This window comes from Rhodococcus sp. IEGM 1381, assembly GCF_030056795.1.
Taxonomy (GTDB): Bacteria; Actinomycetota; Actinomycetes; order Mycobacteriales; family Mycobacteriaceae; genus Rhodococcoides.
This window is the reverse complement of sequence record NZ_JASHKQ010000001.1, coordinates 117,572-131,379: the sequence shown is the minus strand read 5'-3', so window position 1 is coordinate 131,379 and position 13,808 is coordinate 117,572. Positions and strand designations below refer to the sequence as shown.

8 protein-coding genes are annotated in these 13,808 nt (G+C 63.6%); 7 read left to right on the top strand and 1 reads right to left on the bottom strand.

Annotation, left to right across the window (positions count from 1 at the left end; genetic code table 11):
* The first annotated feature begins 57 nt into the window (after positions 1–57).
* The 6 genes from QM797_RS00620 (at position 58) to tgt (ending at position 8,642) form a co-directional block, all read left to right on the top strand.
* Complete coding sequence (locus QM797_RS00620; protein WP_032379935.1) at positions 58–516, top strand: RrF2 family transcriptional regulator; 459 nt, start codon at positions 58–60, stop codon at positions 514–516.
* An 86-nt stretch (positions 517–602) separates the two neighbouring features.
* A complete protein-coding gene (locus tag QM797_RS00615; protein WP_283273198.1) occupies positions 603–1,286 on the top strand; it encodes an acyl-CoA-like ligand-binding transcription factor in 684 nt (227 codons plus the stop codon).
* 2 nt (positions 1,287–1,288) lie between these two features.
* On the top strand, positions 1,289–3,586 hold the full coding sequence (locus QM797_RS00610) for an MMPL family transporter (RefSeq protein WP_283273197.1): 2,298 nt from the start codon (positions 1,289–1,291) through the stop codon (positions 3,584–3,586).
* A gap of 86 nt (positions 3,587–3,672) precedes the next feature.
* Positions 3,673–5,406 carry an ABC transporter ATP-binding protein gene (locus QM797_RS00605; RefSeq protein WP_283273196.1) on the top strand — a complete coding sequence of 578 codons (1,734 nt, stop codon included), beginning with the start codon at positions 3,673–3,675 and terminating at the stop codon, positions 5,404–5,406.
* Positions 5,403–7,355, top strand: a complete 1,953-nt coding sequence (locus tag QM797_RS00600; protein ID WP_502942237.1) for an ABC transporter ATP-binding protein — start codon at positions 5,403–5,405, stop codon at positions 7,353–7,355. The genes QM797_RS00605 and QM797_RS00600 overlap by 4 nt, the downstream gene beginning before the upstream one ends.
* Before the next feature lie 48 nt (positions 7,356–7,403).
* The gene (gene tgt / locus QM797_RS00595) at positions 7,404–8,642 is read left to right on the top strand and encodes a tRNA guanosine(34) transglycosylase Tgt (protein WP_283273195.1); all 1,239 of its coding nucleotides are present in this window, start codon (positions 7,404–7,406) and stop codon (positions 8,640–8,642) included.
* Here the strand turns inward: tgt and QM797_RS00590 are convergent.
* Positions 8,596–9,252: a pyridoxamine 5'-phosphate oxidase family protein gene (locus QM797_RS00590; RefSeq protein ID WP_502942283.1), complete on the bottom strand. Its 657-nt coding sequence runs from the start codon at positions 9,250–9,252 to the stop codon at positions 8,596–8,598. The two genes, tgt and QM797_RS00590, sit on opposite strands and share 47 nt — an antisense overlap.
* A 188-nt stretch (positions 9,253–9,440) precedes the next feature.
* On the opposite strand from QM797_RS00590, the gene QM797_RS00585 reads away from it, so the two are divergent.
* The gene (locus QM797_RS00585) at positions 9,441–13,808 is read left to right on the top strand and encodes a non-ribosomal peptide synthetase (protein WP_283273192.1); all 4,368 of its coding nucleotides are present in this window, start codon (positions 9,441–9,443) and stop codon (positions 13,806–13,808) included.

Here is a 13,808-nt window from a genome sequence, read left to right as displayed (position 1 = left end):
TGCGATGGACATGGCCGACTGCTCGCTAATTTCCTACCGAAATGATAGGAATTGACGGTGCACATCACGGCGAGGGCGGACTACGCAGTGCGGACGCTCATCGAACTGGCAGCGGTCGGCGGGCAGGGCCCCGCAAAAGCCGAGGCGCTCGCCGCCGCGCAAGGAATTCCGCACAAGTTTCTCGAGTCGGTGCTCTCGGATTTGCGTCGCGCGGACCTCGTCTGCAGCCGGCGGGGGCCCGACGGCGGCTACTGGTTGGCGCGGGAGGCGTCGGACATTTCTGTTGCCGACGTGATCAGGGCCGTCGAGGGGCCGCTGGCGTCGGTGCGTGGTCAACGGCCCGAGGATGCGGAGTACGCCGGCCCGGCCGAGCCGCTCACCCGGGTCTGGCTGGCGGTGCGGGTCAATCTGCGCGCGGTGCTCGAAGCGGTGTCGCTCGCGGATATCGTCGAGGACGATCTGCCGGGATTCGTGAAAGAGCTGGTCAGCGAGCCGACGGCATGGGCTCGTCGATGATCTGAGTCACACCGACGGTCAGGTGTGGCAGGATCGACAAAATTGCACGTCTCTGCAAACTTGCAGAACCGTGCAAGTTCCGTACGTTGGTAATCGTGACTTCTCCGACGGGCCTTCGTGATCTGAAGAAGGCCGCTACCCGCGACGCTCTCGGTCTGGCGGCCGTGCGTCTGGGAAAGCTGCATGGCTTCGACGCGGTCACCGCCGACGCCATCGCGCACGAGGCGGGAGTCTCCACCCGCACGTTCCACAACTACTTCTCCAACAAAGAAGAAGCGGTTCTGCACCACATCGAGGTCTCGGCCCTCGAATGGTTCGAACTGCTGCGTGCGCGGCCGTCGACGGAGCCGATCTGGGACTCATTGCGGCACATAGCAATCAACCTTGTCGCAGATCCCGGCAGGGACCTGGAGGATACCTTCGCTGCGGCCCGCCTCATCGAGGCCAACCCCGCATTGATGGCCCGCAAGCTCGAAATGCACCACTCGCTGACCCGCAAACTCGGCGAGGCCATCGCCGAGCGAACCGGAACGGATATCGACACCGACCTGTACCCGAACCTGCTGCAAATGGCCGTCGGTGGTGCCGTGACATCCGCACTGAACATTTGGATCACCGACCCCGCAGGTGCGTCGACACCCAAGGCCCTCATCGAAGACGCCTTCGACCAACTTCGCGCTGGACTGCCCGAACCCAACGGTCATTCCGCAGGCTCCACTCCCGAACCGCATCCCCACCCCGACTCGTCCGAACACAACCGAGGAGCTTGACAGTGGCCACCTATCTCTACCGAATCGGAAGATTCGCGTACCGACGCAAGGGCATCGTCCTCGGACTGTGGCTGGCGATTCTGATTCTCGCCGGTGTGGGCGCGGCAACGCTCTCAGGTCCGACCGCCAATTCCTTCTCGATTCCCGGCACGCCGGCCCAGGCCGCACTCGATCTGCAGAAGGAGCGGTTCGGCGGAGCCGAGGACCCACTGCAAGCGGTCAATGCCGAGTACGTCTTCCAGGCGCCGGACGGCCAGTCTCTCGACACCCCGCAGTACACCTCGGCGATCGACGCCACCATCGCCGAGATCGAGAAGATCGATGCGGCCAAGACGGCGGAAGGTGCGCCCGCACTAGCCAATCCGGTCGCGGCCAATCAGTCGGTCATCGAGCAGTACACCGAGGCAGCCACCGAGGCGGGCACTCCAGCCGACCAGATAGCGGCCGATGCGGCGGCCACCTCGCCGCTGAGCCCCGACGGCAACGTCGGTACCGTCACCGCGCCGATCGACCTCGATCTGGCCGACGTCACCGACCAGATTCGCAGTGATCTCGACGCCGCCGCGCAGCCGGCCCGCGACGCGGGATTGAACGTTCTGCTCGGCGGTAGCGTCGCCCAGGAGAACGCGGCACCGGGAGGCACCGCCGAGCTCGTCGGTCTGGCCGTCGCAGCGGTCGTTCTGCTCATCATGTTCGGCTCGGCCGCCGCGGCCAGCCTTCCGCTGATCACCGCAATCGTGGGCATCGGCATCTCGAGCCTCGCGATAACAACCGCAACGGGGTTCGCGGATCTGACGTCGTTCACTCCGGTTCTTGCCATCATGATCGGCCTCGCGGTCGCGATCGACTACTCCCTGTTCATCCTGGCCAGATACCGGCACGAGCTCACGCTCACCGACGACCGCGAAGAAGCCGTCGGACGGTCGGTGGGAACCGCTGGCTCGGCCGTCGTTTTCGCCGGTGCGACGGTGCTCATCGCCCTCGTCGCGCTCCGCGTGGTGGGCATCCCGTTCCTGTCCCAGATGGGTCTGGCCGCAGGCTTCGCGGTGCTGGTCGCCGTCTTGATCGCGTTGACGTTCCTGCCCGCCATGCTCGGCGTCTACAAGGGCAAGGCCTTCGCGGGCAAGCTGAAGTTCGTCAACACCACCGACCCCGAGGACCCGAAGGCCACCCCGACCAACGGACTCCGGTGGGCTCGATTCCTGGTCAAGAAGCCGATCCTCGGACTCGTCGGAGGCATCGTGCTCCTCGGCGTCATCGCAGGGCCGACCACTGGGTTGTCTCTCGCACTCCCGTCGATCGCAACCTCGGACCCGTCCACGCCTGCCCGTCAGGCATACGACGTCACCGAAAACGCCTTCGGGCCGGGACGTAACGGTCCGCTGCTCGTCATCGCCGATGCGTCCGGCGTCGCAGAAGCCGATCGCACCGCGTCCTTCGGCAAGGTGGTCGACACGATCACCGGTCAACCCGATGTCACGAATGCTCAGATCGTCGCCGTCAACCCGGCGGGTGACACGGCTCAGATACTGGTGACGCCGTCGAGTACACCGAACAGTGACCAGACCAAGGCTCTGGTGACCAACCTTCGCGACGCCGAAAGTGGATTGCAGCAGGCCGAGGGCGTCACCTACGGGGTGACCGGCGAGACCGCGATCGGGATCGATATCTCGGAGCGGTTGCAGAGCGCGCTGATTCCGTACCTGGCTGTGGTTGTCGGACTGGCGTTCGTGCTGCTGATGCTGGTGTTCCGCTCGATTCTGGTGCCGCTCACCGCGACAGTCGGGTTCCTGCTCAGCGTGCTTGCCACCTTCGGAGCGACGGTGTTCATCTTCCAAGAGGGCGGGCTCGGCCTGATCTCCAACCCGCAGCCGATCGTCAGCTTCATGCCGATCTTCCTCATCGGTGTGGTGTTCGGTCTCGCGATGGATTACCAGGTGTTCCTCGTCTCGCGTATGCGTGAGGAGTTCGTCCACGGAGCCGCTGCCAAGGATGCCGTCGTCAACGGATTCAAATACGGCGCACGCGTGGTCACCTCGGCTGCAGTCATCATGATCTCGGTGTTCGCCGCGTTCATCGCCGAGCCGGACTCGTTCATCAAGTCCATCGGCTTCGCGCTCGCTGCGGCCGTGTTCTTCGACGCGTTCGTGGTGCGCATGGTGCTGATTCCGTCGGTGATGGCACTACTGGGCGACAAGGCCTGGTGGCTGCCGAAGTGGCTGGACAAGATCCTGCCCAACGTCGACATCGAAGGTGCCAAGTTGAAGACGGCTCCGGAGAAGGAATCTGTACCCGCTTAGGTCCTGACCGGTCGGCCGAAGATTGCCCGCAACACTCGAAAAACGGAGAGAATGTCATCCATGTGTACGAGTAATCTTCGGCCATCATGCTGATTCCCCTGCTGCGCACCTATCTGGCGCCGTACAAGATGCCGATAGTCGCGTTGGTTCTGCTGCAACTCGTCGCCACACTGGCGGCGCTGTACCTGCCCAGCCTCAATGCCGACATCATCGACAAGGGCGTCACCACCGGCGACACCGGTTACATCCTCTCCGCCGGCGGACTGATGCTGCTGGTCTCGGCAGTACAGATCATCAGCTCGGTGGCCGCGGTGTTCATCGGTGCTCGCGCGGCCATGGGCGTCGGACGTGACCTTCGCGGTGCGATACTGCACCGCGTCGGCACGTTCTCGGCTCGTGAGGTCGGCCAGTTCGGTGCGCCGTCGTTGATCACCCGCAACACCAACGACGTTCAGCAGGTCCAGTTGGTGATCGTCATGGGGTTCACCATCGTGGTGATGGCGCCGATCATGTGCGTCGGTGGCATCGTCATGTCGCTGCGCGAGGACCTCGGCCTGTCCTGGATCCTGTTGATCGCGGTACCGGGGCTGGCGATCTCCATGGGCCTGATCATCATCAAGATGGTGCCGGCCTTTCGCTCGATGCAGAAGCGAATCGACGCCGTCAATCGTGTTCTGCGTGAACAGATCACCGGAATTCGCGTGGTGCGGGCGTTCGTCCGGGAGGACTTCGAGATCGACCGGTTCGGAGCGGCCAACACCGCACTGACCGAAACCGCATTACGCGTCGGGCGGCTGATGGCCTTGATGTTCCCGACGGTCATGCTCATCAGCAACGTCACCAGCGTCGCCGTCATCTGGTTCGGTGGCCATGCCATCGATCAGGGCACCATGCAGATCGGCTCTCTCACAGCTCTTCTGAGCTACATCATGCTCATTCTCATGTCGGTGATGATGGCCTCGTTCATCGCCATGATGGTGCCCCGCGCATCGGTGTGCGCCGATCGCATCAGCGAGGTACTCGCCACCGAATCGTCGGTCGTGTTGCCGGACGAGCCCAAGATGTTCGCATCCTCGCCGGGGACGGTCGAGCTCGTGAACGCCGAATTCTCCTTCCCCGGTGCCGAATATCCGGTGCTGTGCGGGGTGAACCTGAGGGCCGAGGCGGGCAAGGTCACCGCGATCATCGGCGGTACCGGTTCGGGAAAGTCCACCCTCGTCAACCTGATTCCGCGACTCATCGACGTTACCGGCGGCGAGGTACGCGTCGGGGGAGTCGACATCCGCGAACTCGATCTTGCTCTGTTGCGCTCCGAGATCGGCCTGATCCCACAGAAGCCGTACCTGTTCTCGGGCACCATCGCCAGCAATCTGCGATACGGCAAATCCGACGCGACCGACGCCGAACTGTGGGAGGCACTCGAGATCGCCCAGGGTGCCGACTTCGTTCGCGCTATGCCCGAGGGATTGGAAACGCCCGTCGCGCAGGGTGGTACCACCGTCTCCGGTGGTCAGCGTCAACGTCTGGCGATCGCTCGTGCGCTGGTGCGCAAACCGAGCATCTACCTGTTCGACGACTCGTTCTCCGCGCTCGATCTCACGACCGATGCCAATCTGCGCGCGGCACTGAGGCCGGTGACGCGAGATGCGTGCATGATCGTTGTTGCTCAACGCGTTTCGACCATCATCGACGCCGATCAGATACTCGTACTCGACGACGGAAAGCCGGTAGGTGTGGGTACCCACGATCAATTGATGGCCGATTGCCCCACCTACGCCGAGATCGTCGATTCGCAGCGCGCCGTGGCCGGTGCACTGTGACCGCGCAGGCGGAGAAGACGGAAGAGAAGGACGACGTACCCGTCGCGAAGGCTGTGGTGCCGGGGACCAAGGCCCGCAATTTCAAGGGTTCGTTGAAGCGATTGGTCGGCCTGCTCGCTCCCGAGAGGGTGCTCCTGTCGGTGATGTTGGCCTTCGGTATCGCCAGCACCGTGCTCACCGTTGCCGCGCCGACCGTGCTCGGCCACGCGACCGACCTGATCTTCAACGGCGTCGTCGGCCGCGAGCTGGATCCGGGTCAGACGAAAGACCAAGCGATCGAGCAGCTGCGGGCGGAGGGGAACGACTCCGTCGCCGACCTGCTGTCCGGGACGGATGTCACCCCTGGAGCAGGTATCGATTTCGGTGCGGTCGGAACCGTCCTGATGTGGGTCCTGGTTCTGTATGTGCTCTCGTCGCTACTGGCCTGGGCGCAGGGCTACATCCTCAACATCGCACTACAGCGTCGAATCCTGTTGCTGCGCGGCAGCGTCGAGGCCAAGGTCCATCGGCTGCCGCTGAAGTACTTCGACAACAATGCCCGCGGTGAGACGCTCAGCCGCGTCACCAACGACATCGACAACGTCTCGACGAGCTTGCAGCAGACGCTCAGTCAGTTGATCACCGGCATTCTCACCGTGCTCGGCATCCTCGGTGTGATGATCTGGATCTCGCCACTGCTGGCTCTCGTTGCGGTGCTGACCATTCCGGCGTCATTCGCGGTGACCGCGGTCATCGCCAAGCGTTCGCAGCCACACTTCGTCGCGCAGTGGAAGCACACCGGAAAGCTGAACGCCCAGATCGAGGAGACCTACACCGGCCACGAGATCGTCAAGGCCTTCGGTCGGCAGGAAGAGGTGGAGCGCGAGTTCGGCGATCGCAACGAAAAGCTCTTCCAGTCCAGCTTCCGAGCCCAGTTCATCTCCGGCATGATCATGCCCGTCATCATGTTCCTCGGAAACATCAACTACGTGGTCATCGCCGTCGTCGGTGGGCTACGGGTGGCGTCGGGCACGCTCAGTCTCGGTGAAGTGCAGGCCTTCATCCAGTACTCGCGTCAGTTCACTCAGCCGCTCACTCAGGTCGGTTCGATGGTGAACCTCATCCAGTCCGGTGTCGCCTCCGCCGAGCGCATCTTCGAGGTGCTCGACGCCGAGGAAGAGGACGCAGATCCGGCCGATGCGGTGCGGCCCATCGAGCGACGGGGACGCGTCGAATTCGAGAACGTCTCCTTCGGCTACTCGGCCGACCGCCCGCTGATCGAAAACCTCTCGCTGGTCGCCGATCCCGGTCACCTGGTCGCGATCGTCGGTCCCACCGGTGCGGGAAAGACCACATTGGTCAACCTCATCATGCGGTTCTACGAGATCGACTCGGGCCGCATCACTCTCGACGGCGTCGACACCAGAAAGATGACCCGCGAAGAACTGCGCGCTCGCACCGGCATGGTGCTGCAGGACACCTGGTTGTTCGGCGGAACCATTCGCGACAACATCGCCTACGGCGACCCGAGTGCCAGTGAAGAGGAAATCCTCGAGGCCGCGCGGGTGAGCTACGTGGACCGATTCGTGCACTCTCTGCCCGACGGCTACGACACGATCATCGACGAGGAGGGCAACAACGTCAGCGCCGGTGAGAAGCAGCTCATCACCATCGCCCGCGCCTTCCTGGCCAAGCCGTTGATCCTCATCCTCGACGAGGCCACGAGCTCCGTCGACACCCGAACCGAGCTGCTGGTTCAGAAGGCCACCGCGAAACTGCGCAGCGATCGCACCAGTTTTGTTATTGCGCATCGCCTCTCGACCATCCGTGACGCGGACACGATCGTGGTGATGGAGAACGGCAGCATCGTCGAGCAGGGTAATCACGAGGAACTCCTCGACGCCAGGGGTGCGTATTTCCGCCTGAATGCGGCTGGAACTGCTTCGCCGCAGGTGCACGAAAATTCGTAGCAGGCTACGAATTTCCGCTCACAAGCGGCGAAGCCGCATACTGACGCGGTGAGTTTCTCCAGTTTCGGCTTCGATATCGGCACCCGGCTCGACGGGGCGCTCGGGCGCACCGGCACCATCCACACCCCGCACGGTGACATCGCTACCCCCGCGTTCATCGCGGTGGGCACCAAGGCGACCGTCAAAGCGGTGCTGCCGGAGGCGATGAAGGAACTCGGCGCGCAGGCGGTGCTCGCCAATGCCTATCACCTGTATCTGCAGCCGGGCTCGGACATCGTCGACGAGGCGGGTGGCCTGGGCAAGTTCATGAACTGGGACGGTCCGACGTTCACCGACAGCGGCGGATTCCAGGTGATGTCGCTCGGCGTGGGGTTCAAGAAGGTCATCTCGATGGACGCCACGCGCGTGCAGTCCGACGACGTCATCGCCGAGGGCAAGGAGCGCCTCGCCCACGTCGACGACGACGGGGTGACGTTCAAATCCCATCTCGACGGCTCCAAGCATCGCTTCACCCCCGAGGTGTCGATGCAGATTCAGCACAGGCTCGGAGCCGACATCATGTTCGCGTTCGACGAGCTGACCACGCTGATGAATACCCGCGGCTATCAGGAGATGTCGGTCGACCGCACCCAGTCATGGGCAAAGCGATGCGTCCTCGAACACGAACGGCTCACGGTAGCGCGCGCCGACAAGCCGTACCAGGCCCTGTTCGGGGTGGTGCAGGGCGCGCAGTACGAGGATCTACGACGTAAGGCCGCACACGATCTCGAGACGATCACCGGCGAAACGGGCCGCGGCTTCGACGGCTACGGGATCGGTGGTGCGCTCGAGAAGCAGAACCTCGGCACCATCACCCGGTGGGTGAACGAGGAACTGCCCGAACACAAGCCGCGTCACATGCTCGGGATCAGTGAACCGGACGATTTCTTCACCGCCATCGAGAACGGTGCCGATACCTTCGATTGCGTCAATCCATCACGCGTGGCACGCAATGCGGCGATCTACGTGCCGACGGGCCGCTTCAACATCAACACCGCCAAGCATCGACGCGACTTCACCCCGATCGACGAGAACTGCGACTGCTACACCTGCGCGCACTACACGAGGGCCTATATCCATCACCTGTTCAAGGCCAAGGAAATGCTCGCGTCGACGCTGTGCACCATCCACAACGAGCGCTTCACGGTCAAACTGGTGGACGACATCCGAGCCTCGATCGAGCAGGGGCGCTTCGCAGAATTCAAGACGGAGTTTCTGGGTCGTTTCTATGCGCCGAAGATTGCGTGAGCTGCTCTTCGAGCTCCGAAATCCGCTGTAGCAGTTCCTTTTCCCGCTCTGCAGCTTTGCGCTGGTAGACCTCGGACAGGTCCGCGAGGTAGGCCGCGTCGTAGCGGGGGATGATGCTGCGGGTGCAGTTCCAGTCGAATGCCTCGACGTCGATGACGACGCTGCGTTCGCAGGTTGCCCCGATTGTCCGGTCGCCCAGGTTCTTCAGACGCTCGAGAAGTTGGGGATCATCTGCGGCCCCGACGGTCCGTGCCCGGCCGTAAAGCTTGAGGCGTTGGCGCAGTGGGTAATTGACCAAGAACACGGCGACGCGATCGTCGTGATCGAGATTGGCCGCCGTGACGTACTGATGGTTGCCGGCGAAATCGGCGAACCCCAACGTCCGGTCGTCGAGCACCTGCAGGAACCCCTTCGGGCCGCTTCGATACTGAATGTAGGGCCAGCCGGTCTCGGCGACGGTGGCGATCTGGAACTGATCCACCGCGCGAATCATGGCCTTCTCGCGAGTGTCGAGAGGCGTCGGGCCGTCGTCGGGTCGTTCGGTCTGTGAGCCGTAGGCGGTGTAGCTGCCGTCGACCTTCTGCCGCGCAATCGCAGCAGGACCGAACATCAAATGGTGATAGTGGTTGCTCTGCGGCACGGGTGCCACCTTAGGGCAATCCGTGCGTTTCGCGGCCCCACAGCGGTGCACGACGTTCGCGACGGCACCTCACCGGACCGGCGAGTACTCTGGTACTACCGAGTGTGTAGTAACTGGATTGCCGTGGGGGGACCACTATGTTCGACGACGCCATACCTGTGAGTTCGTCCCAGGCCGACATCTGGCTGGCCCAGCAGTTCATGCCCGACGTGCCCTTCACCATTGCGTATTACGTCGACATCGTCGGTGCCGTCGATGTCGACGCCTTGGCCGCCTGCGGCAGCAGAGCGCATCGCGAGTTCTCGTCGTCGACCATGCGGATTTCAGAGGTCGACGGCACTCCGATGCAGCGATTCGAGGACGCGGAGACCGAGGCGGTGGAGATTCTTGACTTCCGTGAACACGACCGTCCGGCACACGCGGCCCGACAGTGGATGAACGACGACTGTCGAACGCCGTTATCGCTGTACGGCCAGCTGGTGCGACTGCGCGTCCTCCGCGTCGGGGACGATCGCGTGTTCTGGTACACCAGAGCGCACCACATCGCGCTCGACGGTTATGCCTCGATGAAAGTGCTCGAGCGTGCGGCGGCTCTGTACGCCGCGGTGCAGGACGGAGTCGAGCCACCACGGATCGATCCGACGACTCCTGCAACACTGCTCGCCGAGGGCCAGCGCTACCACGCATCTGCCCGTGCGCGGCGCGATCGGTTGCACTGGGAGTCCGCTGACCTGGCTTACGCCGCGCCTTTAGGCCCGACCACCCAGCCTGCGTCGGTGCCGATCGTCGTCGGGGAGGATCGGTCGCTTTCTCCGACCGTTCGAGGTCATGCCACGTCGACCGTGGTAATCGCGGCGTTCGCTGCGTATATGGCGCGTATGAACGACACCGATGACGTGGATCTGTCGTTGCCGGTCTCGGCGAGGCCGACAGCGATGCTGCGCCGGGCCGGGTCCTCGTTGTCGCATGTGGTGCCGCTACGGCTGCCGGGCGTCGGATCGGCGACGGTGAACAACGTGGTCAAGTCGGCCGAGGTGGCGATCGGTGCCGTTCTCCGACACCAGCGCAGCAGGCCGCCGGTGTCCACGAGCGGGAATGCCCTGCACGCGGGGCGTTTCGGTCCGACGATCAACGTGATGATGTTCGCGAACGCCGTGGCCGTCGGGGACTTCGACGGCGAGATCAACATTCTGACCACAGGCCCGGTGTCGGATCTTGCCGTCAACATCTATCCCGGTCGAGGCGGAGCTCGTCCGCGCATCGACTTCGAGGCCAACCCTGCCGAGTACACGCCGAGTGACCTCGCCCGCCACCACGAACGGTTCCTGCACTTTCTCGACCGCTTCGCCGAATCCGATTGTGGTGATACGGCCGTGGCAGATCTCGAGCTGTTCCTGCCGGACGAGCCTCGAACGACACCCGCGTCGGTGGGAGCGACCGTGGTCGAGCGTGGAGCGTTGAATGAGGTGTTCTCGACGGCAATCATGCAGCGCGGCAACAGAATTGCGATCCAGGATGCTGATGTGTCGGTGACCTACGCAGAGCTGTCCGCGAGGGTCGACGCACTTGCATCCACATTGCGTGCCCACGGAATCGGCACAGAGGACCGGGTCGCTGTTCGCATCGGCCGATCCGTCGAGGGGGTCGTCGCGTTCTGGGCAATCGCACGAGTGGGTGCGGTGTACGTTCCGGTCGACCCGAATCACCCCCGCGAGAGAGCGCAGTTCGTGGTGCGTGACAGCGGGGCGGTGCTGGGCCTGTGCACGGGCGGCGGCGAGTTCGGTGAGGTGGAGTGGCTGAACCTCGATGACGTTCTCGCGGAGGGCGGCCCGGACGATGAAGCCGCGCCGACGGCACCGCACCGAGCCGCGTACGTCATCTACACCTCCGGCTCCACCGGCACTCCCAAAGGCGTTGTCGTCACACACGGTGGCATCGCCGCTCTGGTGCAACAGATCAGGAGCAGTTACCACCTCGACGTCGAGTCACGAGTGTGTCACCTCGCCTCGCCCGGATTCGACACCGCCATCGTCGAAGTACTCGCCGCAGCAACCGCAGGCGCAGCAGTGGTGATCGCGCCGGCAGGTAGTTACGCGGGCGCTGAACTGTCGGATCTGATTGCTCAGCAGGCAATTACACATCTCCTGATCACACCCTCGGCTCTGGCGACGTTGGATCCCGCGGCACTGACGGACGTACGGACGATCATCATCGGTGGTGAGGCGGCGGCGCAGGATACGGTGGACCGCTGGTCGGTGGGTCGACGACTGCTCAACGCCTACGGCCCCACGGAGACGACCTGCAGTGTCACGATGACCGAGCCACTGAACCCGGGCAGGGCGGACGGAATCGGTCGAGCCATGGTGGGGGCGGTGATTCACCTTCTCGATCGCACTCTGCGGCCCGTTCCGTCGGGTGCAGTGGGCGAAATCTACATCGAGACATCCGGCGTCGCGCGGGGATATCTCGGTCGCACCGCGGATACAGCGGCGCGCTTCGTCGCGAACCCGTTCGGCAGCAGCGGGAGTCGGATGTTCCGTAGCGGAGATCGGGCGCGTCTACGCAGCGACGGCACACTCGAGTTCATCGGCCGCACCGACGATCAAATCAAGATCCGGGGAAATCGCGTCGAACTGGGTGAGGTGGACGCGGCATTGCGGGCGCATCCGGATGTCGCGGCAGCATCATCGGCATTGCGTCGCAGTCGGACTGGGGATCTGCGTATCGACGGGTACGTCGTTGCCGCGAGCAGCGAACACACACTCGACACCGAGCGCATCCGCCGGGATCTCGCGGAACGACTGCCTCCTCACATGGTGCCGGCGACCCTCTCGATTCTCGACGAGATTCCGCTGACGATCAACCGGAAAATCGATCGTAGAGCGCTTCCTGTTCCGAGCCCGACCGCGTCGACGACCGGCGCTCGTACCGAGCCGGCCGGTGCCACCGAGGAGATGGTGGCGGCAGCGTTCGCGCGCGTGCTCGGAAGGGACGGCATCGATTGCGCCGCTTCGTTCTTCGATCTCGGTGGTGACTCGCTGGCGGCGACCATAGTCGTCGCATCGGTGCGGGCCGAGGCATCGGTGGGCATCGGGGTGCGAGACCTGGCCGGTGCGCCGTCTGTGCAGTCCTTGGCTGCATGTATCGACGACCGTCTTCTTGTTGGGCGGGAGAAGAATTCGCGGCCCGAACGCGGTATGGCGGACGGGGTCGTAGTTCCCCTCGCGCCGCAGCAACGCCACATCGATCGAAGCGCACGGCTTCCGCTGAACAACCTGCCGTTCACAGTCACGATTTCCGGTGCGTTCCACTCAGCAGCAGCCTCGCAGGCGATGATCGATCTGATCGATCGACACAGCACGTTGCGGACCCGGTACCCGGATGTCGATGGGGTGCCGGTGCAGGTCGTCGAGCCGGATTCGGCGAGTGCGGTATCGAACCTCGACATTGTCGACTTCGATGACGCCGCGGTGGTGCAGACGCTCGAGCATCCCTTCGACGTGCGCACCGAATTCCCGATCCGAGCTCGACTGTTCGCAGTAGCGCCCGATCACCACGTGCTCGCGTGCGCCGTCCACCACAGTGCAGCGGACGGTTGGTCGCTGGGGCTGTTGGCGTCGGATTTCGTAGTGGCGTATCACGCCAGGATTGCCGACACCGCACCGTCGTGGCCCGAATTACCCTTGCAATACGCCGATTACAGCGTGTGGGCCGCCGGCCGCGACGTATCGGCCGATCTCGACTTCTGGCGCACGGAATTGGCGGACATACCCAGCTCGAGGGGCTTGCCGTTGGACCGCACTCGTACGCAGGACTGGGACTTCTCCGGCGCTCGCATGTCGCTTCGGTTCGACACAGACACCACCGAGAGAATGACTGATCTGGCACAGCGTTGCGGGACAGGACGATTCACCGTGCTGCGTGCAGCACTGTTGATTCTGCTCGCCCAGACGACGGAATCCACCGACATCGTCATCGGAACCCCGGTTGCCGGTCGGGACGACCCGAGACTCGAGCAACTCGTCGGAACCTTCACCAACACCGTCGCCATCCGGACGAACATCGCCGCGGCCATGACCGTCGAGGACGTCGTGCAGTCGGCCCGTGCGAGCGAACTACTGGCCTTCGACCATGCCTCCGTTCCGTTCGAGGATGTCGTCGCCGATCTCGCTGCTGACTCGACGGATGGGCGGCATCCGATCTTTCAGGTGGCGCTGTCGCTGGACGTCTTCAGCGCCGCGACCGTCGACGTCGGGGACGTTCGCTTCGACATCACGCCGCGGCCGATCGACATCGCCAAATGCGACCTTCACTTCCACGTCACCGAACATCGAGACGGCGAAGGTAAGGCTACCGAGACTGCGGTCGATATCGTCTATCCCACAGCATTACTCGACCCGAATACCGTTGTCGCCCTGGGGCGACAACTCGAGTACATCATGCATGCGATGGTCGCAGAACTCAGCTCGCCGTGGCGAGATCTGACTGCTGTCGAACCGTCGGCACAACTACTACATGGTGTGTAG

Bases quoted from the DNA above. Each gene is read 5' to 3' on its own strand.
- QM797_RS00605 (WP_283273196.1), top strand. From the start codon at position 3,673: ATGCTGATTCCCCTGCTGCGCACCTATCTGGCGCCGTACAAGATGCCG.
- QM797_RS00590 (WP_502942283.1), bottom strand. From the start codon at position 9,252: ATGTTCGGTCCTGCTGCGATTGCGCGGCAGAAGGTCGACGGCAGCTAC.